Below are 23,079 nucleotides of genomic sequence, written 5' to 3'. Positions count from 1 at the left end.
GAAAGGGGAAAATATGTCGGAATATATCGGAAACCGAATCGTCCCTCGCCATGATGGTGTCTGGGACAAAGCAAAAGAATATGAGCCTCTTACCATTGTGTATGAGGAATCCACAGGCGACAGCTATATGAGCCGGAAACCTGTACCGGCCGGAACGCTTCTGTCACAGGAGGAATACTGGGCGATGTGTTCCCGGTTCTCGGAACAGATGGCTCTGTACCGTCAGAATACGGCAGAAGAAGTGGAGCAGTTCCGCAAGGATACTGCGGCAGATGTAGAGCAGCTTCGTACAGATACTGCATCAGATGTGGCAGCCTTGCGCAAGATGACCGCACAGGATGTAGCGGATATCACCCAGAAGGTCGATGCCGCAAACAGTGCGGTTGCGGCCAGTAAGTCCGAGATGGATAAGACTGCAGAAACGCTGAAAGCCCAGATCAATGCCAACGTCAAGGCATCTACAGATAAAAATGCCAACTATGCACAGGAGCTTGTAGATGCCCGTGTGGATGATGAGGGAAAGACTTATCCCACAGCCGGTGACAATATCCGTGCGGTCGGCAGGGTGCGTTCCATGCAGAATATCATGAAGAACTGGGTGATCAAAAATGGTTACGCAAACCAGAACGGCAACCTTGTAGCTTCGGAAAGCTGGCGCGTGGCGCACATGGTCCCGGTCAGCGGTGATGCGATTCTGGTGGACGGTCAGTTCGGCTATATGAGCGGCCGGGATGACTATAACAACGTGGTCTGCTATGACATGGACCGTAAGTTCCTCGGTGGCTGTTTCCGGGCAGAGAGCGGCAAGGTCTATGACAACTATGTGATCACACTGCTTCCGAATACCCGTTTCATCTCTGTCACCACCAATGAAAAGCTGTTCTCGAAGCTCTCGGTGTACCTCTATGACAATATGCTCCCGATGAGATTGCTGTCAAATTACGCAACAGGCTGGCAGTGGATGAACGGCAGCGTGGATATCAGGTTCACGGGCAGCAAGGTGACAGTCACATTCCCGGAGGGAAAGAGCGTGTATGTCTGCCGCCGTACAAATGGTATACAGTACGAGCAGACGAAACTGGTGGCGGAAAACAGTACCTCGTTTGACTTTGCAGTAGTGGGAAAATGGTGGGCGATCTACTATGATGGTGCGGAAGCATCCGCAAACGAGACGGGAGAAAAGACAGAAGTCCCTGTCATTAAGGTGGAAAATACAAGCGGCGATAGCTGGGGCGATCTATTCACAAAGGGCCGCTTTGTGTTTGCGGTCTTTTTTGACTGGAATGTGGTGTACGCAGCTCCTTCGAGCAGCGGTACAGTCATCAACGGGATTGATTATGGCAATCCAGCCAAGATTGCGAATACTGCGATACCTGGCACAAGTACCGTTCAGCAAAGATGTTCCTCGCTACAGGCCAGTTTGCGATCGATACGGTCAACCGCACCATTCAGGTCACGAAACGTATCCTGGCGGTTGTCGATAACGGTGCTTACTACTGGATCAGTGCTAGTGAGGAGCCGGTACCGATGTTGGATAGTACGGAAGCAGAAAAGCATCACATGCTGATCCTTGCCTATGACTCGTCCATAGATCAGATCAATCTTTACAACACTGCACAGTTCCGGGCATTGGGAGTAAACGGCTACTATATCGCTGCATGGTATGAAAACCATTTCTGGTATCCGCACATGGGTTCCTCTTTCAGCATTGTGCTGGATGGCACGACTTATAAGGCTGGTGAGCTTTTCGATGAAGAACGGCGTGATTCCTATATCGAAAAGAAGTATGAGGACCGCTTTCAGCAGCTCCGCACGGATCTTGCCGGTAAGGATTCCCGCCATATGTATCTGGCAAGCGGCGGTATTACCATTGACCAGGATGCCGGTACGATCCAGGTCAGTACCAAGTGTCTGGGTGTTCCGGATACGTTCCACTATGAGTGGATCATGGCAGGCGATCCGGTAGAGATGGCATTTAACACACCCAGCTCGACATTTGGTATGCCGATGCGCATCCTTGCTTATGATGCTGGCACGAGAACCATCAACCTGTACGATACCAGCCTGTTCCGCAAGCTGGGCACGAATGGTTTCTATATTGCATCCTGGTATCAGAGCAAGCTGTATAATCCGCACATTCACCCGGATGTGAAGTTCATTGTGGGCGGTAAGGAATACAAAGCGGGTGATCTCTTCGCAGATAACGCGGCATCTTTCATCCCGAAGCGTATCACGGATTATGTGCAGAAAGCCATTACTCCGGCTGTAGAGGATGACATCGTGACCCCGTCCCACTGGGACTGCATGGAGGGACGCCAGCTTTCCATCTTCTTTGACTGTCTTTCCCGCCACGATGGCAAGGAAAATCTGTATGTGCTCGCCAGAGGCACGAATGCACCGAGCCTGACCCGGAACGAGTACTGCATGAACTACACGCCGACGAAGGACAGTACGGATTTTGCACTGACCGTCTGCCGTCTGGATGAAGATGACTGCCATACGGTATCGTCCAAACCTGTCCAGGTCAGGGTTCACCATAAGCTGAAGGACAAGCTCACGAAGAATATCTGCATCTGTGGAGACTCTCTCGTGGACAATGGTTCTGTGGCAACGGAAGTGTACCGTCTGCTGGCAGAGGATAATGACTGCGTGATCCACCAGCTGGGAACGAGAGGACCGTCTGGCGGCAAGCACGAAGGACGCGGCAGCTGGACCTTTGCCCGGTATCTGGCAGATACGGATTACGCCGGCAAAACGAATGCGTTCTGGGACAAGATCAAAGGCCGTCTGGATTTCCAGAAATACTGCGAGACCAACGGCTATGAGGGCATCGATTACTTTCTGATCGCACTTGGCACCAATGATGTGTCACAGGGCACTACACTGTACCGCACGGAAGCAGAGGTGCAGAAGTTCGTGGATCAGGCGAAGCAGTTCATCGATGCGCTGCTGGATAAGGAAACGGGCTTCCCGAACTGCAAGATCGGTATCGGTCTTTGTGGTCCCGGCTCGGATTATTCTTATCAGTGCGGTTCCAGCATGGGTATCTTCCATATGAGCATCAACACGCTGAACCTTGCACTGATCAAGGCATTTGATGCTGGCAAGTATCGCAAAAACGTGACCTGTTTTGCCCACGGTCTTCGCACGGACCGCCGTCTGGCATTTCCGTATTCGGATAAGCCGGTGACGAACCGATTCACGGAAACCAGCCGGACGCTGACCAACAGCATCCACCCGTCCGGAAGAGGCTATCAGGCATGGGCAGACGGCTATTACTGCCAGATCCGTGCATGGCTGACGGAAGACAGCAAATAAAACGGCATTATGCCGGGAAAGGAAACAATATGATGAATCGTCAGAAAATTCGGGGGGGGGGGTACTATGTAACCCTTGATTTTCCCAAGACAGGGCCTCCCAATCTGCTGGATGAACCGATAGTAGTTGTAGCCGGAATTGTCCGGCAGAAGGGAGAATCCTATGTCTAAATTTATTGGAAGAAGAATTGTTCCGAAACACGATGGTGTATGGGATATCAATAAGGAATACGAAGAACTCAGTATCGTTCTGGATAAGGCGTCCGGTGAGAGCTATATCAGCAGAAGACCTGTGCCGGTCGGTACTGCAATCTCGGATGAAATTTACTGGATGCAATACAGTCTTTATAGTGCGCAGATCGCAGAGGCTGTCAAGGAAATGGAAGATACAGAAGCACGTCTCATCCAGTATGTGGATACCGCAGAATCCAACATGAACAGTCGGGTGAATTCTGCTGAAAGCCTTACTAATAGCAACAAGGCAGAGCTGAACAGCCGTATGGATACGTTGGACAAGCGACTGGATGCTAATGTGTCTGCTTCGACTGACAAGGATAAGGACTATGCAGCAGAGGTTGTGGATGCAAGAGTAGATGAAGAGGGAACGAAATACGGTTCTGTCGGTTCCCATATTCGAGCAATTGGAAGTGGCAAGGGTATTTTGAAAGGTGCAGTAAATGGAAGCCGCCTGTCGTTCTTGGACATTACTCCAGAACTGGTTTGGACTGCAGATAAGTATATTTCGAGAAAATATGGTGGGCTAGATAATTTCTCTCAGGGCTCAAATGTTTATTTTGCCACGTTGGATTATATTCCGTTTCCATATGGAGGCTGCTGGCTTCAAGTATATTCTGCCATGTCCACAGTTGAAAGCGATAAATCAGGTATTGCATTTTATGATGCAAATAAGAAATTTATCAGCGGAAGCGATTACAATCGGGAAACTAAGAAACTGGCATTTCGCAGAATTTTCTGCCCAGATGGAACTGCTTATATACGCATGAGCTGTATGGGGCAGGACAATCTCAATGGCGTGGGTATCTGGTTGGATGATTATAGAATCTCAGTGGGGCATCTGGTGGATCGTGCGGTAACACATGAAAAATTGGCAGAAAAAAGTGTTGAAACGGATAATCTCGCGGATGAAGCGATAACATCAGAGAAACTGTGTGACAACGCTGTGCAGGTGAAAAATGCTGCCTTTTTGGAAATCCCGCTGGAGATTGTTTTGACACCGGATTTGTATATTGCACGTGCGAAGGGTGATTTGCGGACTTATACACCGGGAACAAACACCTATTTTGCAACAGAGGACTATCTGCCGTTCCCGTATGGTGGAAGTAAATGCCTTTTACGCGCAAGTATGAGTACAGCTTCCACTGATGTTTCAGGTCTTGCTTTTTATGATCAGGACAAAAAGTATATTTCAGGATTGAAGTACAATCAGGAAAAGGGTGGTATTTTAAGCTACACGGATTTTATCTGCCCCAAGGGTACTGCGTATATCCGCCTGACCATGTATAAAGAAAATTTAAAAGATTTTGCCAAGATTTGGTTTATGGATACGGTCGTATCTACCGGAAAGGTACAAGATGCTGCAATTACTACGCAGAAAATTGCTGATGAAGCAATCACAAAAGACAAATTGGAAAAAGATATCCAAAAAAGACTGACAGCAGGAATCAATGATCTGTTAGGCTTGAATCTCTCAGATAATCCTCTGGAACGGATTCGAAATGATGCTGGTTTAATGACCGTATTTCGTCATGTGGGCTGCATTGGTGACAGCCTTGCAAGCGGAGAAGCAGTATACAAAAAAGCCGATGGCACCACAGGAGGGAAGGATTTGTTTGAATATTCCTGGGGACAGTATCTTGCTAGAATGACCGGGAATACCTATTACAACTGGTCTAAGGGTGGACTGCGTTGTGATACGTTCCTTTCCAGTTCGCTTGCAACGGAGTGCTTTGATGGAAATCATAAGTGCGAGGCTTATATTATCGGTCTTGGACAAAATGAAAACAATCGAAAGTACAAGATTGGTACGGTGGAAGATATCAATCTCGGCGACTACACACAGAATCCAGACACCTATTATGGCAATTACGGAAAGATCATTCAGAAGATTCAGGAAATGCAGCCGAAAGCTAAAATTTTTATTCTGACTGATCCATTAAAATCTGTAGAAAATGCTGGCTACAATTCGGCAGTTCGGGAGATTGCAGGAATATTTAAGAGCGTCTATCTGGTTGATCTGTATACCTATGGAACAGCTTTGTATAATTCTGGCTTTCTCTATCAGCAGAAACGTGGCGGTCATTACAATGCAGTCGGGTACTTTATCTGTGCCATGATTATTTCTACCTATATTGATTGGATCATGAAGAAGAATCCGAATGAGTTCCGTGAGATTGAGTTTATTGGATTGGACAATAAATTCTATTAAATTTCCACCGTCCCTGACAGACATACCTCCCAAATGCCTGTGAAACGGTGTTCATTATAGAAGGAGTATACACAAGGCGGCATTGACCGTCTATTTTTATGCCCAAATGGGCAGGAAAGGACAAGATTATGCAGAATGTGATCGACAAGATTGAATGGATGTTCGCAGGTCTGGGTGGTTTCCTGGGCTGGTTCTTTGGCGGGTTTGACGGCTTTTTGTATGCACTGGTGGTGTTCGTGGTCTGTGACTACTTCACCGGGGTGCTGGCGGCAGCGATCAAGCATGAGCTTTCTTCTGAAGTTGGCTTTAAGGGCATCGCCAAGAAGGTGTGTATCTTTGTGCTGGTTGGTATTGCCAACATCATCGACACACAGATCCTCCAGAATGGAGCGGCCATCCGTACAGCAGTGGTGTTCTTTTATTTGGCGAATGAAGGCCTGAGCTGCCTCGAAAACGCAGCCGTTATCGGTCTTCCCGTGCCGGAGAAGCTCAAGGAGATGCTGGCACAGCTGAAGGAAGAAAGAGAGAATAAGGACGATTGATCAATGGGGAGAGGTGTAACAGCCTCTCCCTCAAATTTTAGGAGGAATGAACCATGAGTAAGAAAGAGTATCCCGCAAAACTGACGACCGGTTATTACCGTGTGCGAGAAGTCTGGGAAGATGAGGCATCCCAGTTTGGCGCGTACCGTCTGCTGGCGAATGCAAAAGCCAAGTGTGATGAGAACCCCGGCAGCCGAGTGTTCGACAATGACGGCAACGTGATCTATCCGGAAGAGGCTGTCCCGGATACTGGTGCAGATGAGAACGAGGAGAAAGCAGTCGTGGACGATATCCCGGAAGATAAGCCGGAAAACACAACCCCTGTGGAAGATATCCCGGCGGAGAAAGAAGCTGAAGACGAAGTGGATGAGAATGAGTTCCCGACTGCGGAGGAGCTTCCGGCGACCATTGCCTACGGCAAGCTCAAGACCCTCATGAACATCCGCAAAAAGCCGAGTCTGGATGCAGAGGTCGTAGCGGTCTACAAGAAGAATGCCCTTGTGGAAGTCGTGCAGTTCTGTGATGGCTGGCTGAAGATCAAATGTGCCGAAGCAGAGGCCGGTGTCGCATATGTCCTGAACAGTGCGGACACCTATGCGTTCACAGCTGGCAGAATCTATACCGTTGTTCCCGGTGATAATCTCTGGAAAATCGCAGATAAGGAACTGGGAAGCGGCAGCCGCTGTGCAGATATCCGTGTGCTGAATGGTCTGACTTCCAATGCCATCCGGGTCGGCATGAAACTGCTGATTCCGTAACAACAGAATAACCACAGTACGAGGTTCAGAGTGATCTGGACCTCAATTTTTTTAGCAGGAGGAAATCATTATGGGATATACCAATAGTCCACTCGTTGTTTACACTAAGCTCTCCCCGAACCATTCCGGGCAGAGGACACACAGCATCGACCGCATCACACCGCATTGTGTGGTCGGTCAGCTTTCTGCGGAAAGCATCTGCGGCTGTTTCACCAGCACAAGCCGTCAGGCAAGCTGCAACTACGGCATCGGCACAGACGGCCGTGTGTCGCTTTGTGTCAAAGAAAAGAACCGCAGCTGGTGTTCGTCCAGCAATGCCAATGACCAGAGGGCGGTCACCATCGAATGCGCCAGCGACATGAATGAGCCGTATGCCATGAACAGTGCCGTATATGACTCTCTGGTCAAGCTCTGCATTGATATCTGCAAGCGTAACGGGAAGAAGAAGCTCCTGTGGCTGGGTGATAAAAATAAGACACTCAACTATGCTCCGGCGGCAGATGAAATGGTGCTGACCGTTCACCGCTGGTTTGCGAATAAAAGCTGCCCTGGAAACTGGCTGTATGCCCGCCTGGGTGATCTGGCCGCAAGGGTAACTGCAGCACTGGGCGGTTCATCCTCATCCGGCATGCAGGCTTCTTCGCTGAAAAATCTCTCGGAAGCAGAGGCAGTGGCAAAGATTGGCCCGCTGTTTACTGCGAACCAGAAAACCACTGGCATCCTTGCCTGCGTGTCGATGGCACAGTTCATTCTGGAATCCGGCTACGGTAAATCTGAGCTGGCACAAAATGCCAATAACTGCTTCGGCATGAAGACCTCGCTTTCCGGGAACAGCTGGAGCGGCAGCAGTTGGGATGGCAAGTCTGTCTATCCCAAGAAAACGCAGGAGCAGAATACCGATGGCAGCTATGTGACGATCACTGCTGACTTCCGCAAGTACGCCTGTGTGGAAGACTCCATTGCCGACCATGCAGCATATCTGCTCGGAGCGATGAGTGGCAGCAGGAAACGCTATGAGGGTCTGGCAGGCTGTACCGATTACAAGAAAGCGGCACAGATCATCAAGGATGGTGGTTATGCTACCAGCCACACCTATGTTCAGAACCTTTGCAATATCATCGAGCGTTGGAACCTGACGCAGTATGATGCGATAAAGGATTCTGAAAGCACCACTATTTCCGGCTGGTACCGTGTCCGTAAGAGCTGGCAGAATGCCGCTTCCCAGAAAGGTGCGTTCCACGACCTCACCTATGCAAAACAGTGTGCAGATAAGAATCCGGGCTATTATGTTTTTGACCCGGCGGGTAAGGCCGTCTACCCGGAACCGAAGTCTTCAGTCCCGTATACTGTGCGTGTATCCATTAAAGACCTCAACATCCGCAAGGGACCGGGCACGAATTACGGTAAGACCGGTTATTACACCGGGAAAGGCGTGTTTACTATCGTGGCAGAATCTGCCGGTGCTGGTTCTGCGAAGGGCTGGGGCAAGCTGAAATCCGGTGCAGGGTGGATCGCACTTGACTTTGCGGCCCGTATCTAAAAACACTCCCCGTCCTTACCGGGCGGGGCGTACATATCGTGCAGATAAGACAATAATCTCCCAGATTATTCTCCGTCTTTCTGCGCCGAAATTACTTGATAATATCACGAAACAGAGGGAATATGTGACTGCCCAAAGAGAAGAAAACGGGCAGGAAAGGAGCGAAAACTATGAGTACTGGTACGGATTTCCTTGCAAATCTGCAGAAAAAGACTGTGAAGAATACAGTACAGCAGAAACAGCAGAAGAGAGTAAATGCATCTGCTGTGGATGTCTCGGCTTTACTGGAAGCCGCTCTTGGAAAAAAGAAACCTGTGGAAGCTGTGGCAGATGTTCGTCAAAGTACGGATGCTGCCACAGCTTCTTTTTTACCACTGGCTGATACGCACCAAGGCAGGTCTACTCAACAAAAACCAAAAAACGCATCAGATAAAAAACAGACACCCCAAAAATCAAAAGACATCGTGGACGCCGGTATCACAGCTCTTATCCAGAAAGCTCTGGATGCCAAAAAGGTCATGGCAGAGCCGGACATTGCAGAACGGCTGCAGAGCAGTATGGAGAGTGAGTTTATGAAGCTCTTCACACCGGAAGAACCGCAGGATAACAAGTTCGTTTCGACGGCGACCTTCCGGGCTACTAAAAAGAAAGCCGGAACCCTTAATGTGGCAGCTTACATCCGCGTTTCTACGGACATGAGCGACCAGGAGAACTCCTATGAAACGCAGGAAAAATACTTTAACCAGCTGATTGAAAATAATCCGGCATGGAATGCAGTCGGTGTGTACTCCGATTACGGCATCTCCGGCACTTCCAAGGAAAAGAGAACCGGATTCCGCCGACTGATGCGTCATTGTAAGGACGGGAAGATCGACCGCATTGTGTGCAAGTCCATATCACGATTTGCCCGAAACACGGCTGACTTTATGAGTGCACTGGATGTCCTGCATGACTGCGGGGTAACGATTCTGTTCGAGAAAGAAAATCTGGATACGGCAGACCCGACCAGCGACTTCATCCTTACGACACTGGCAGCCATTGCACAGGAAGAAAGCCGCAGCATTTCCAGCAACATCCGGCTGGGGCAGAAGATGCGCTTTCCGAAGGGGGATGTTCCAAACAAGATCATGTACGGATACCGCTACAATGGGAAGATGGTTACCTCCGAGAGCGGATATGAGTATAAAGATATTGAGATCGTTGAGGAAGAAGCCAGGGTCGTCCGGCGCATTTTCCATGAAGTCGTGGAAGGGAAAGCCTATACGGAGATTGCAAGGGGACTGAACATGGACAAGATTCCGGCTCCTGTCACCGACGCAGTGAGAGTAAGAAAGAAAAAATCCAAGAAAGGGCAGTTAAACAGTGATCTACTGGATGGATGGACAGGCGGGAATATCACGCGGATCGTCCGTGCCGAGCGGTACATGGGTGCAGTCCTTATCCAGAAGAAGTTCACATCGGATTACCTGACACATGAAGTCCGGGACAACAAAGGCGAAGTTCCTCAGTATTTTGTCCGGAACCATCATCCGGCAATCGTTGACGAGGACCTGTTTGAAAAGGCACAGGAAGTCGTAAAAGTAAACAGCGATTTATATAACAGGACAAGATCCGGCAAGAAGCCGAGAGCGTTTTCCCAAAAACTAATCTGCGGGGAGTGCGGCCGCTTTTTCCATGTGACAAACGGAAATGGGAACTATCCCATCTGGCGGTGCCCGACGAGCAGCCGGACGACAGGAAACCGTATCTGCCATGCAGAAAAAGTATACGAGGAACAGGTTGTCCGAGCCTTCCGTAAAGCAGTTCTGGAGCGGTTCCGGCTGACGCTTAAGCCCATCCATGACAACGTGGCTGTGGCAGACATCATGAGCGGCCGGTTCAAAGAGCAGTATGACAACTTCACCCCGGAAGCAGATTCTTTTGTAAGCCAGATGCTTGCACGGCTGGAGAGCATTCAGAAGCTGGATTTTATGGAACGCGACCGTGCTTTTTATAAAAAGCAGATAGCGGCCGCACACACCAGTGTGGAAAGCACCAGTAAGAAGATCCGGCTCCTGAAAAGTCAGGTGGATGTGATGCAGACCCGTCTGGAACTTCTCGGTGACGAGATGATCGACCCTGCTTCTATTGAGGAGAAGAAAAAGCTCATTGAGAAACTGGAGTGTGATATTCAGAAGGACACGGACACTGAGCAGAAACTGACCGAACAGCTCGACTATATGGAAGACTACTGGGAAGAACTGGAGGGCGACTATGAACGAAGGGAAAAGGCAATCGAGTGGATGAAGCAACTTCCGGCGGGGCGGGATGGTACGATGGCCTTTCTAAATGGAGTGACCGAAGAACACTGCAAGGCCTTCCTCCTCTCCATCACGATCCATTCACCGCTGAAGTTTACGGTCCACTGGTTCGATGACACCAAGACCGAGGTAGAGATGGATTCCAATATTGAAGATTACCGCAATACCGCAAGCTATTATGACGGGCATACGATGCGCGACGGCAGCCAGCGGAAGAGGCATGTAAGATAAGACCAGTTGCAAGGCTGGAAGAAAGGAGCAGATTATGACAAGACAAAAAGTGGATGTGATCCCCGCCAGTGTGCGCTCGGTACAGAACGGCGGGCAGCTGAAAAGCCAGAGCAACATCCGTGTGGCGGCTTACTGCCGTGTTTCCACGGGAGATGAGAGTCAGCAGACTTCCTACACGACACAGAAAGCATTCTACAAAGACCTCATCACCCGGAAGCCCGGCTGGATTTTTGCCGGCATCTACGCGGATGAAGCAAAATCTGGTACGAACCGGGAACATCGAGAGGAATTCAACCGCATGATAAAAGATGCGATGGATGGAAAGCTGGACTACATCGTTACAAAGTCCATTTCCCGATTTGCACGAAACACTATTGACTCCCTGACCTGTACCCGTGAGCTTCGGCAGCTGAAGCCGCCCGTGGGTATCTATTTCGAGAAAGAGAACATCGACACACTGGATGCCAAAGGTGAGCTGATCCTTACGATTCTTTCTGCACTGGCACAGGATGAGAGCCGTTCCATTTCCGATAACATCCGATGGAGCATCCAGAAGAAGTTCCAGTCTGGTGTCCCGCATATCAATCTGAAACGGATGCTGGGATATGAGCTTGGGGCAAATAAGCAGTGGGTCATCGTGCCGGAGCAGGCAGAGATCATCCGGTACATTTTTGACCGCTTCGTGAAAGGCCAGACGGCGAATAAGATCGCACTGGAGCTGAACCAGATGGAAAAGTTCACGGTCAACGGAAAGAAATGGAGTGCCAGCTCGATCCTGATCGTCCTGCGGAATGAGAAGTATGTGGGCGACATCGAGATGCAGAAGACCATCACCAAAGACTTCCTTACCCACCGTTCAAGCATCAACAAGGGCGAAGCACCCCGCTACTATGTGAAGAACCATCATGTGGGTATCATCGACCGTGTGACTTGGGACAAAGTGCAGACCATGCTGTTCGAGAAGCCGAGGGCAGACATGACGAAAGGCCCCGGCAAGAAAAAGGTAAAGAGCATTAAGGGTTCTCCGTTTGGAAACCTGCGCTGCGGTGCGATCCTGGAGAATGGGCCGGATGCCGGAAAACCCTGCGGGGAAGGATTCTTCCGTACAACCTACACGGGTGTGGCAAATGGTTACAGCGATGAGCGGAGTCTTAAGGCGACTGGTGAGGATACCGGAGAGTATCTGGAAAAATACACTTATTCGTATCCCGTTTGGCGGTGCAAGCGTAAGGTCGGGGAGCGGGACGGTGAGCCGCCGAAGAACGGTTCTCCCGACCAGAAAGCGTATTGCCGGAGCAAGAAAGGCTGCATGTCAGATGAGGAAAAGGAAGCTGCAAACAAGCGCTGCCCCTCAGAACGCTACCATGAGTGTGCGCTGGAGCAGAGTTTCATGGAACTGCTCTACAGCATGAAGCGTGATTTTGAACAACACGGAGATGCCTCCATGATCGTGGCGATGTTTGACAATGCCTATGAGCAGGCTGTCCGGCTGGCGAATAACAACAGCATCTCGGTGCAGAGGATGGCAACGGTGGAAAATCAGATCAAGGAGATGGAAGAACGCCTGCAGGATGCCATCAGCCATCAGGTGGCGGCGCTTCGGGAAGCTGCACTGGAACAGAACGTGGAACTGAATGAAGCCCTTTCCAACGGGGAGGTGACCATTGACGACATCGACCTGGACATCCGGAGCGGACTGACACCGGGAAGCATCGGAGTGAGCTTCTATGGGACGGAAACGGAGGAAGGCTCGGAAGCCCAGATTTATACAGAACTTGTGAACGACCTGCAGGAACGGCTGAAAACACTCCAACAGGAACGGCAGACGATCGAGGAGGAACAGGGTGTGCTGGCGATCATGAAAAAGAACTTTGAATACTTCCTTGCCTGCCTGAAAGAACTGCCGGATACCAATGCAGGCGGAATGCCGCTGAGAGTCAACGGTCTGGATGTACAGGGAACCCTGCTTCGGGATGTGGACGGAAATGCCATCGAAGGCCGGAAACGTGCCATCACCAGCGGAAAGCTCAAGCTGACTCCTGAGCGGATCGCAGAAGCACCAGATATGCTCCACTTTGAAAAAGGCATCTACTGTGCTTTTGTTGAGAGCGGGGTACTGCAGGGGGATGTGGCAACCTATAAGACAAACTTCGGTGTGACACTGACCTCAAAGGGCAACCGCAGAACGCTCGACAGCTTCATGGGCTATAAGCGGAGTGACATGGACGGCAATGTGGTCTATGTGGACGCTCCTTATAAGGTGTACGGATTCAGCATTCAGTACCGCAGATACCTGACAACTGCAGCGAAGCGCGAGAGGGAAGAAGCGGTGTGATGGAAGGAGACAGGACCCTGCCGGGTGTGGTTTTTGTGGCTGCATCAGGCAGGGCTTTTTTTGTTTTTAAGGTTTTATTGTGCTGCTATTTTGCCTGCTTTTTTGTCTGGCCTTTTTTACCCGTAAGGATTGCTATGTGCAGAATCCTGTTATATGTTGTGGGTGGCGAGAAATACACATACGACAGAAAATACACATAGCGAGGAGTGTTTGGAATGAAAGATGTAGCTGGGATGCTGGCAGAGAAATATGGTGCAACAGCTGATGAAATTGTGGCGGCCGGTGCTATGAAATTATATCTCCAGAGCATGGAGCCGGCAGAGGCACTGAGAAAGGTAAGGGCTGTGTATGAGCCAAAAGTGATCATGCTTGACAGTGGCGAAGGCGTGCCGGTACAAAGCAATATTGATGGTGCAAAGTACGCTGCGTTCATCGATGAGTCTGTGGTGTTTGCTGCTCAGAAGATGAGAGGGCGTGGGGATGCATTGGCAGAAATGGTTATGGAAAAGCTGAAAGCCGTGGATGGAAAATGTCTGATCAAGTGTGCCAGCGTGGAGTTCATGAGTTTTATCGAGGATGTATATAGGAGTTTGCGTCGGCGTGAATATTAATGGAAAAATTTACAGGTAATCATTTCCAAGGTATTGGATAGGGTTGTTTATTTTTTTTTAGAAGAGCATGACCGCTTGAAATAAGCGTGTTTTGATGGTAAGATATTGATGGGGAGATTTATTCTTCACAACCTGAAAGAGGGTGATATCCGATGAATAAGTGTAGAGATTTGGATTTCGAGCGAAAGCATGAAGAAGATCTTCAAAGATTGCGAGGTTTTAGGCTTTTGGATGATGATTTCATGAGCAAAGTCTTTGAAGATATAAAGTGTGCAGAATTTTTGTTGCAGATTATTCTGAATCGAGACGATCTGAAAGTGAAAAAATCCAATAGCCAGTATAGCGTTAAAAATTTACAGGGAAAATCTGTGCGGTTGGATATTCTTGCAGTGGATAGGGAAAACCGTGTATACAATATTGAAATTCAGCGAAATGATAAAGGTGCTGGTGTTAAGCGAGCTAGGTATAACAGCGGTATAATCGATGCGAATGTTACTGAACCAGGCGAGCAGTATGAATACCTGAATGAAACTTATGTGATTTTCATCACAGAGAATGATGTTCTTAAAAGAGGACTTCCGATATATCATATTGACCGTATGATTAAAGAAACAGGAGAATCATTTGGTGACGAATCGCATATTATATATGTGAACTCTCAAATCAAAAATGAAACGGCACTTGGAAAACTGATGCATGACTTTTCTTGTACAAGTGCAAAAGATATGTATTATGAAGTATTAGCTAATCGAGTACAGTACTTCAAAGAAGATGAGAAAGGAGTGGCGGTTATGTGCAAGGTTATGGAAGACATGAGAAATGAAGCTGCAAGAGAAAACTCTCTGGAAACAGCCCGTAGCTTGCTGTTGATTGGAAAGCTAACTTATGAGGAAATAGCGCAAGCTACGAAACTCACAGTTGATGAGGTAAAAGAACTAGATGAGAGAAGAAGTGCATAATTGAAACTCATCGCCTACCGGTGCAGTGTGTAACTATTGATATGCTTTTTCCATTGATGGCAGAGAAAACCAGATGTCTAAAAAACTGAAAGAGTGAGCGAAGTGTGCAAGCAGATGGAAGATTTAAGAAATGAGAGTATTCTTGAGGGCATCGACATTGGCGACCTTAGAACGACAGTAAAGTATTATAAAAAGGGCAAGATTACCCTTGAAGAAGCTGCTGAGGACTTGAACATGACTGTGGAAGAATTTAAAGAGAAGATGAACCAAATTCCAGCAGAAGCAGTATAAAACATACCAGCCCACTGGCGCACTGTGTAGATTCCTACATGGTCCGCTGGTGGGCTTCTTTTTTTGTCCTTACCCGCATAAACCACAGACAGCACTTCGGTGTGTTCCAAAGTGCAGTTGTGGCTTATGCGGGCTTTTTTGTTATATGATCAACAAGTTATAAAATCAAACTCCTAAGCCGTATAAAATTGCTTTCATCTCCTTTACCATCCGGGTGAGAATCTCCTGCTCAATTGCATTACAGTCTAAAAGCAGACGGTGGATCTCGGAATCGGCAGTGGACGCGGAGTGCGCCAAACTGTCTACAAGAAGATCATCTGCTGAGATGTTAAGAATATTAGCAATGTCGACCAGAGTTTCAAGGCTGGGGCGGCTGATTGCCGCTTCAATCTGACTGATGTGTTTGCGAGATACATTCAATTTTTCGCAAAATTGTTCCTGAGTTAATCCGGATGCGTTACGGAAAGTGCTGATACGCTTTCCAAGTGCAGTATAATCTAATGCCATGTATGTTCCTCCTTATGTGTACCCGCATAAGGCTGTTACGATTATCCCGCAGAGAAAAATACATAGCAACTTGATTACAGGAATTCTAAGGCCGCAAAGGTCTACACCTCTATCTGTTATGTGGTCTAAGGCTGTTTTGCCACCTGTTGGGTGGCAAAAACGATGATGTGCCACCTGATGGGTGGCAGTCAAAACACCACACATACTCTATAATATAAATGTAGAAAAGACTGCACACAGAAAGGGACGATGATGACGAACAAAGAAGAAAAAGGAATTCTTACATTATACAGTGATGTACAGGCGACTTCTGTTCGTTGGCTGTGGTATCCATTCATAGCAGTTGGAAAGATCACATTGCTGCAAGGTGACCCCGGTGATGGCAAATCCACAATGATGATGCACCTGATAGCCGAGCTGTCTAAGGGAGGAACCTTGCCAGATGGTAAAACCATCGGAATGCCGCAAAGGGCTATTTACCAGTGCTCAGAAGATGGCATTTCAGATACCATTAAGCCTCGGCTTGAAAAATGTGGGGCAGATTGCAGAAATGTGGCCTTCATAAATGAAGAAACATACAGTGGCTTGACACTGGATGATGAGCGCATCCGGCAGGCTATTATAGAATTCCGGCCGCGGCTGGTAGTTATCGATCCGATCCAGGCATATCTTGGAAGTGATTCCGACCTCCAGATTGCAGGAAGAGCCAGAAGGCTGATGCAGCGTCTTGGCATGTGGGCATCTATGTATGACTGTGCCATTGTGCTGATCGGACACCTTAATAAAAAAGAGGGAACAAAGGGTCTTTACCGGAGCCTTGGCAGCATCGATGTTGTTGCCGCTGCCCGGAGCGTTCTACAAGTAGAACGGGATGCGGAAAAGTCAGATATCCGCATTGTGCGGCAGATAAAAAACAGTCTGGCTCCGTCAGATGGTGAAATCAAATTCTCGATAACAGCGGAGCAGGGCTTCAAATGGCTGGAGTGTGAAATTAAGCCAGATCCATCAGCGGAGCCGGAAACACCAGTTTTTGAGTCAAAATCTGAGAAGGCGGCGTATCTGATCAAGAAGCTGCTTTCCGGGGGTGACATGAGATCCAGAGAAATCTATATGCGGATGAGCGATGAAGGTATCAGCCGCAGGACAGCAGAAAATACAAAGAAAGAACTCGGCATCCGGAGTTATCGGAAGATGCGACAGTGGTACTGGAGCATGAAGCCGGAGGAATGAGAGGAAGCAAATGATAAGCAGTGGAGCAGAGGCGGCAGACCGCAAGCAGAGAATCAGAGACAGATATAAAGGCGTGGATACTTCTGAGTTGGAAGTTATCCCGGCAAAAACTGTGGAGGGGCTTGGAGAAAGCACCTCTATCCGTCGTGTTGCCGCATATGTCCGTGTTTCCACTGATAATGATGAACAGACTTCTTCGTATGAACTTCAGAAAAATTATTACACGGATTATATCAAGGCACAGCCGGGATGGGAATTCGTTGGAATCTATGATGATGAAGGCATCAGCGGTACATCATTGGAGCATCGTAAAGGAATGCAACAGCTGATCGAGGACTGTAAGGCCGGAAAGATTGACCTGATCCTCACAAAGTCCATCGCCCGATTCGCCAGAAACATTGTAGACTGCCTTTCCGTCATTGAAACACTGAAAAATCTTGACCCGCCCGTGGGTGTAAAATTTGAAGCGGACAACATCTACACACTGGACAGTAACGGGCGCATGATCCTGACGATTTTGGCATCCGTGGCAGAGGAAGAATCTCATTCCAAGTCTATCATTATGAACTGGTCCATTGACCGCAGGTTCAGCCGTGGACTGTTCCTTACGCCGACCCTGCTCGGATATGACCAGGACGAGGATGGCAGCCTTGTGGTGAATCAGGACGAAGCACAGACGGTAAAGGTGATTTACTATCTGTACCTGAATGGATTTTCATTCACCGAGATTGCAGAACTCCTGACAGAATATGGCCGGAAGACAAAACTGGGGAATACGGAGTGGAATCCCGGCACTCTTGCAGGTGTCATTGCTAATGAACGCCATTGTGGGGATGTATTGGCAAGGAAGACCTTCACACCGAATTTCCTGACGCATAAATCAAAGAAAAACAATAACGACCGGACGCAGTACCGGCAGAGAGATCATCATGAGGCAATCGTGTCCAGGGAAGTCTATAATGCGGCAAATCATCTGCGGGCATCCCGGAGTTATACAAAGAAAAATCGCCCACTGCCAGTCCTGAGTGTGGTGGATGATGGAATCTTACGCGGATATGTGCCTTTTGATAAGGACTGGACCGGCTTTTCGGCAGAAGAATACCGGGAAGCATCTGAAAGCGTCATGCGGGAAAAACAGCAGGATACGGTAGAAGTCATGAACCGTTTAGACCTCAGCGGATATGAAGTTGTGCGGGCACAGTATTTTGCTACTTTACAGAATCCGGCTATGACGATCTCCAATGGCAAGTTGCGTTTTAATACAGCCTGCCTGAAAAAGTTTGAAGATGTGGAGTATGTAGAACTGCTCCTGAATTCGGTTGACCGCTGCATTGCCATTCGCCCATGCGAAAAGGATAATCCGAACGCAATCCGCTGGGGCAGACTGAAAGAGGGACGCTGGTGCGCCAGTACACTCGGATGCCGCGGTCTGGCAAAAGCCCTTTTTGACATGATGGAATGGGAAGAAGGTTTGAAATACCGTTTCCGTGGGCAGCTCGTGGGACAGAACGATGACAAGCTGATGCTGTTTGAACTGGATGAGCCGGAAATGGTTAAGGTGGAAGAAATTGTCCTGCCATCCAAGGAACAGGATGAAGAGGGAAAAACCGTCAAGCAGACGATCTATATCTTCCCGCCAGAATGGGCAGGTACTTTTGGAAAACCGATCACAAGTATTGCACAGGTTGGCATTTTGCAGCTGGAACATTATGCAGGAAACTGGGATGTGCTCCGGTCGGCAGCAGAGATAGAAGAAATGAATACTTTTACCGCAGATGGCCTGAATGCTCTGCTCCATGAAGCGGAAAAAATAATGGAAGGATGGACTGACACAGATGAATGAAAATACGAACGCCATGCCACCGGAAGAGCAGGCAGAAAATGATAGAGACGCAAGAGCGGAAGAATTAGAAAGTACATTTTCCTATGATGGATACCAGGTCGTGCGGAAGGAGCTGTTTGCACATCTCCGTGACCCCGCGATCGTGATCCGCAAGGACAGCATCACATTTAACACGGCCTGCATCACCGGGCTGGAAGATGTGGTTTATGTACACGTCATGTTCAACAGTGATTTGAAGCGTATTGTTGTACGCGGCTGTGATGAAAACGACAAGGACGCTCTGCGCTGGTGCATCGCCAAGCCAGATAAACGTAAAAACCGGAAGATGACCTGCAAGCCTTTTTCAGAACTGGTGTATAAGGAAATGGGCTGGGATACCGAATGCCGGTATAAGATGCTTGGATACAGAATTTCATTTGAAGGGGAAACTCTGTATGTTTTTGACCTGCTTGTGCCGGAGATCTTCCATGAAGGCCAGAAGCGAAAAAATGAAACAGACCAGAAAAATGCGCAAGAGACAAAGCCTGCAAATACCAGAAAGGGATTTTACCCAGATGATATTGCAGGTACTTTTGGCGTACCTGTAGAAGAACATCTGAAAGAATCTGAAGTTAAGCAAATGGATGGCTATGTATCAGTGGGGATGCTGACGGGTAAGACCGTCCCCGACACCGGGCTTGATTAAAACGGCCACCAGGATTCCAAGGGGGAAGTGCGCCCATTTTTAAGGAGGGGAGAGTAGTGAACGAAAGAATATGGAACCAGCGGATGCTGGGTCTGACTTTTAATGTCGAGGATGGAAGGATCACAATCTTCCGCAGCACGTTGGAAGCATTAGGCTGGCCAACCCACTATCGCTTTCTGTACAACCGAGAGGCAAAACAGGTAGCTGTGCAGAACTGTACGGCTGAGGATGCAGGAGCTCATAAGACACCGAAGCTGACTGTGAGCAACAGCTGCGAGGTCAAGTGCGTGGCGTTGGTGCGGATGATCTACCGGGACATGCGGTGGAACCGGAACAATACATATCGTCTGGAGGGGAAAAGCGTCCCCAGACAGCAACTTGTGAGTTTCGATCTGGACATTCCGTTTTTGGTGGAAAACGGGAAAGCTCTGGACGAAAATCCAAGCCCCACAAAGCCCCTGTGTGGCGAAGAATTGTCCGCTGCGGAAAGTTCCTCGGCCTCGCCAATTAAACGCGACAGTGGGGCGCTGTGAGGGGTGTGTGGCGAAGTCGGCAAAAGGCAGCCAATCGGGTCAGAATCCAGGATGCTTGCAAGGCAGCAAGGTGGAAGGTGACCGGGTGGGCAGGAGCTATACAGACAAGTCTACTCAACAAGTAAATAAAATCACTTTTGCACCTATGAACGTAAAAAATAAGTGATTAAGCTCACTTATGGCTATTGGAAATAAGTGATTTTGTTCACTTAGAAAAAGTGAGCTTTTTACGCCACCCGGAGTTTTGGGTGATGCTATCATTTGGTAAAAATAAGTGATTATAATCACTGAAAATCATTACAAACTGAAATAAGTGAGCTTAATCACTTATAAGGAAAAAAAGTGAATATTTTACGCTCTGATGTACTTTGAGGTCGTCGATTAGTCAATAATCGGCGGCTTCTTTTTTATGCCCGGAAAAGTGGGTATGTAGCGACATATGGCAATAAGTGAGCTTTATACGCCACCGTCGAGCAACTTCTCCGAACAAATTTGAGTGCAGAAATGTCTACTCAACAAACAATATTGACGTAGCTAAGTCAAAAAAGTGCCTGTTTTGCACACTATATGCAACACTGAAATCCGTTATATTTTACAGTTCCAGACCGCAAGGGAGAAAAGGCACTGTACGCAGAAAATTGCTGCGGCAATGCAGCGCAGTCTGCGGGCATCGGCCTTTTTCAGCACGGCGAGAAGCGTGGGAAAGATGGCATACAGAAAAGCCTGCACCGAAAGATACCAAGCCACTCCATTCAGGCAGAACCAGAGTACGATTTTTGGGCGTCATAAATTCTTAACAAAGAAAAATCGCAAAACCCCTTGATTTTTCAGGGCAAGATGAGTACAATACACTTAGCACTCAGAGAAAAGGAGTGCTAAACTACTGCGGAGCACACACGAAGCCCTCGCAGGACGCAACAAAGTTTCAAATAAATTCAATATAATTGGAGGGCAAGAATTATGAAGATCATTCCTCTTGCAGACCGTGTTGTCATTAAGACTGTTGAAGTTGAGGAGACCACCAAGGGCGGCCTGATCCTGACCGGCAGCGCAAAAGAGAAGCCGCAGGTCGCACAGGTCATCGCGGTGGGCCCCGGCGGTGTCGTGGACGGTAAGGAAGTCAAGATGACCGTCAAGGTCGGCGACAAGGTCCTCACCAGCAAGTACTCCGGCACCGAGGTCAAGGTGGACGGCGAAGAGTGCACCATCGTGCGCCAGAGCGACATTCTGGCTGTTGTGGAAGACTAAAACTGAATTTTCCCTTTTCAATTGAGCTTATATTATAAAGGAGCGATGTATTATGGCAAAGCAGATCAAGCAGGGCGAGGACGCTCGCAAGGCACTGTGTGCCGGTATTGATACCCTGGCTAACACCGTTAAGATCACCCTCGGCCCCAAGGGTCGCAACGTGGTGCTGGGCAAAAAGTTCGGCGCACCGGTCATCACCAACGATGGCGTGACCATCGCAAAAGAGATCGAGCTGAAGGACGAGTTCGAGAACATGGGCGCACAGCTGGTGCGTGAGGTCGCAACCAAGACCAACGATGCCGCAGGCGATGGTACTACCACCGCTACCGTGCTGGCACAGGCTATGGTCAATGAGGGCATGAAGAACGTTACCGCCGGTGCAAATCCCATGGATATCCGCCGCGGCATGAGCAAGGCCGTTGCCACCGCCGTGGAGACCATCAAGGCACACAGCCAGAAGGTGAAGGACAGCAACGATATCGCCCGCGTCGGCACCATCTCTGCCGGTGACCCCGAGATCGGCCGTTTGATCGCCGAGGCTATGGAGAAGGTCACCTCTGACGGCGTTATCACCATCGAGGAGAACAAGACCACCGCCGAGACCTACAACGAGATCGTGGAAGGTATGCAGTTCGACCGCGGCTACCTGACCCCCTATATGGTCACTGATACCGACAAGATGGTGGCCGATCTGGACAACGCTGCAATTCTGATCACCGATAAGAAGATCAGCGTCATTCAGGATCTGGTTCCCCTGCTGGAGCAGGTGATGCAGAACGGTATGAAGCTGCTGATCGTAGCTGAGGATATCGAGGGCGAGGCTCTGTCCACCCTGATCGTCAACCGTCTGCGCGGCACCCTGAATGTCGTGGCTGTCAAGGCTCCCGGCTTCGGCGACCGCCGCAAGGAGATGCTGCAGGATATCGCTACCCTGACCGGCGGCACCGTGATCTCCTCTGATCTGGGCTATGAGCTGAAGGACGCTACCGTCCAGCTGCTGGGTCATGCCCGTCAGGTCAAGGTGACCAAGGAAAACACCACCATCGTGGGCGGCGCAGGCGACAAGGACGCTATTGCAGCCCGCATTGCCCAGATCCGCAGCCAGATCGAGGCCGCTACCAGCGACTTTGACCGCGAGAAGCTGCAGGAGCGTCTGGCTAAGCTGGCCGGCGGCGTGGCTGTCATCAAGGTCGGTGCTGCTACCGAAGTTGAGATGAAGGACAAGAAGCTGCGCATCGAGGATGCTCTGAACGCTACCAAGGCAGCTGTGCAGGAGGGTGTTGTGGCCGGCGGCGGTACCGCTCCCATCAATGCCATCCCCGCTGTGCGCGCTCTGTGCGACACGCTGGAAGGCGACGAGCGCACCGGTGCCAAGATCGTGCTGAAGGCTCTGGAAGCTCCTCTGCGCCAGATCGCCAAGAACGCCGGTCTGGAGGGCAGCGTCATCATCGACAAGATCGTTTCTGCCAACAAGCCCAACTACGGCTTCGATGCCCAGAACGAGGTCTTTGTCGAGGATATGATCGCCGCTGGCATCGTGGACCCGACCAAGGTCACCCGTTCCGCTCTGGAGAATGCAGCTTCCGTTGCTGAGATGGTGCTGACCACCGAGAGCCTGGTTGCCGACCTGCCGGAACCCCCGGCTCCCGCCGCACCTGCCGGCGGTGACATGGGCGGTATGTACTAATAACTGCCTGAAAACC

The 23,079-nt window shown here is 49.4% G+C and carries 18 protein-coding genes; 17 read left to right on the top strand and 1 reads right to left on the bottom strand.

Going from position 1 to position 23,079, the window contains the following annotated elements; all coding sequences use genetic code 11:
- Positions 1–13: 13 nt before the first annotated feature.
- From WMO20_RS05730 to WMO20_RS05680, 11 genes are all read left to right on the top strand, one after another.
- On the top strand, positions 14–1,567 hold the full coding sequence (locus tag WMO20_RS05730) for a hypothetical protein (protein ID WP_349186097.1): 1,554 nt from the start codon (positions 14–16) through the stop codon (positions 1,565–1,567).
- Entirely contained in the window at positions 1,528–3,318 is a 1,791-nt protein-coding gene (locus WMO20_RS05725) for an SGNH/GDSL hydrolase family protein (RefSeq protein WP_349186096.1), read from the top strand. Before WMO20_RS05730 ends, WMO20_RS05725 begins: the two co-directional genes overlap by 40 nt.
- 162 nt (positions 3,319–3,480) lie before the next feature.
- The gene (locus tag WMO20_RS05720; RefSeq protein ID WP_227200429.1) at positions 3,481–5,763 is read left to right on the top strand and encodes an SGNH/GDSL hydrolase family protein; all 2,283 of its coding nucleotides are present in this window, start codon (positions 3,481–3,483) and stop codon (positions 5,761–5,763) included.
- 128 nt (positions 5,764–5,891) lie between these two features.
- Positions 5,892–6,305 carry a phage holin family protein gene (locus WMO20_RS05715; RefSeq protein ID WP_227200431.1) on the top strand — a complete coding sequence of 138 codons (414 nt, stop codon included), beginning with the start codon at positions 5,892–5,894 and terminating at the stop codon, positions 6,303–6,305.
- A 53-nt stretch (positions 6,306–6,358) separates the two neighbouring features.
- Positions 6,359–7,063: a LysM peptidoglycan-binding domain-containing protein gene (locus tag WMO20_RS05710; protein ID WP_349186095.1), complete on the top strand. Its 705-nt coding sequence runs from the start codon at positions 6,359–6,361 to the stop codon at positions 7,061–7,063.
- A gap of 70 nt (positions 7,064–7,133) precedes the next feature.
- On the top strand, positions 7,134–8,603 hold the full coding sequence (locus WMO20_RS05705) for a glucosaminidase domain-containing protein (protein WP_349186094.1): 1,470 nt from the start codon (positions 7,134–7,136) through the stop codon (positions 8,601–8,603).
- 314 nt (positions 8,604–8,917) lie between these two features.
- The gene (locus WMO20_RS05700; protein WP_349186093.1) at positions 8,918–11,134 is read left to right on the top strand and encodes a recombinase family protein; all 2,217 of its coding nucleotides are present in this window, start codon (positions 8,918–8,920) and stop codon (positions 11,132–11,134) included.
- Between the two features lie 34 nt (positions 11,135–11,168).
- Positions 11,169–13,469, top strand: a complete 2,301-nt coding sequence (locus tag WMO20_RS05695) for a recombinase family protein (protein ID WP_349186092.1) — start codon at positions 11,169–11,171, stop codon at positions 13,467–13,469.
- A 215-nt stretch (positions 13,470–13,684) separates the two neighbouring features.
- Positions 13,685–14,080 carry a hypothetical protein gene (locus WMO20_RS05690; protein WP_173886588.1) on the top strand — a complete coding sequence of 132 codons (396 nt, stop codon included), beginning with the start codon at positions 13,685–13,687 and terminating at the stop codon, positions 14,078–14,080.
- 152 nt (positions 14,081–14,232) lie between these two features.
- Positions 14,233–15,039: a PD-(D/E)XK nuclease family transposase gene (locus tag WMO20_RS05685; RefSeq protein ID WP_173702814.1), complete on the top strand. Its 807-nt coding sequence runs from the start codon at positions 14,233–14,235 to the stop codon at positions 15,037–15,039.
- A gap of 114 nt (positions 15,040–15,153) precedes the next feature.
- Positions 15,154–15,330, top strand: a complete 177-nt coding sequence (locus WMO20_RS05680) for a hypothetical protein (protein ID WP_173702815.1) — start codon at positions 15,154–15,156, stop codon at positions 15,328–15,330.
- Between the two features lie 165 nt (positions 15,331–15,495).
- Here the strand turns inward: WMO20_RS05680 and WMO20_RS05675 are convergent, their stop codons facing one another.
- Entirely contained in the window at positions 15,496–15,837 is a 342-nt protein-coding gene (locus WMO20_RS05675) for a helix-turn-helix domain-containing protein (RefSeq protein ID WP_173702816.1), read from the bottom strand.
- A 249-nt stretch (positions 15,838–16,086) separates the two neighbouring features.
- Here WMO20_RS05675 and WMO20_RS05670 point away from each other — a divergent pair, with 249 nt between their 5' ends.
- The 6 genes from WMO20_RS05670 (at position 16,087) to groL (ending at position 23,063) form a co-directional block, all read left to right on the top strand.
- Complete coding sequence (locus WMO20_RS05670; protein WP_173886587.1) at positions 16,087–17,067, top strand: AAA family ATPase; 981 nt, start codon at positions 16,087–16,089, stop codon at positions 17,065–17,067.
- 10 nt (positions 17,068–17,077) lie between these two features.
- Positions 17,078–18,910, top strand: a complete 1,833-nt coding sequence (locus WMO20_RS05665) for a recombinase family protein (protein WP_349186091.1) — start codon at positions 17,078–17,080, stop codon at positions 18,908–18,910.
- The gene (locus WMO20_RS05660; RefSeq protein ID WP_349186090.1) at positions 18,903–19,595 is read left to right on the top strand and encodes a hypothetical protein; all 693 of its coding nucleotides are present in this window, start codon (positions 18,903–18,905) and stop codon (positions 19,593–19,595) included. Before WMO20_RS05665 ends, WMO20_RS05660 begins: the two co-directional genes overlap by 8 nt.
- Before the next feature lie 56 nt (positions 19,596–19,651).
- Positions 19,652–20,128: a hypothetical protein gene (locus WMO20_RS05655; protein WP_349186089.1), complete on the top strand. Its 477-nt coding sequence runs from the start codon at positions 19,652–19,654 to the stop codon at positions 20,126–20,128.
- Between the two features lie 960 nt (positions 20,129–21,088).
- Positions 21,089–21,376 carry a co-chaperone GroES gene (locus tag WMO20_RS05650; RefSeq protein WP_005923585.1) on the top strand — a complete coding sequence of 96 codons (288 nt, stop codon included), beginning with the start codon at positions 21,089–21,091 and terminating at the stop codon, positions 21,374–21,376.
- Positions 21,377–21,428: 52 nt separating this feature from the next.
- Positions 21,429–23,063 carry a chaperonin GroEL gene (gene groL / locus WMO20_RS05645; protein ID WP_112091084.1) on the top strand — a complete coding sequence of 545 codons (1,635 nt, stop codon included), beginning with the start codon at positions 21,429–21,431 and terminating at the stop codon, positions 23,061–23,063.
- Positions 23,064–23,079 lie beyond the last annotated feature (16 nt).

It is taken from the genome of Faecalibacterium intestinale (assembly GCF_040096575.1).
Classification (GTDB): domain Bacteria; phylum Bacillota; class Clostridia; order Oscillospirales; family Ruminococcaceae; genus Faecalibacterium; species Faecalibacterium intestinale.
The sequence above is the reverse complement of the archived record's forward strand: the minus strand, read 5'-3'. Positions and strand labels throughout refer to the sequence as shown.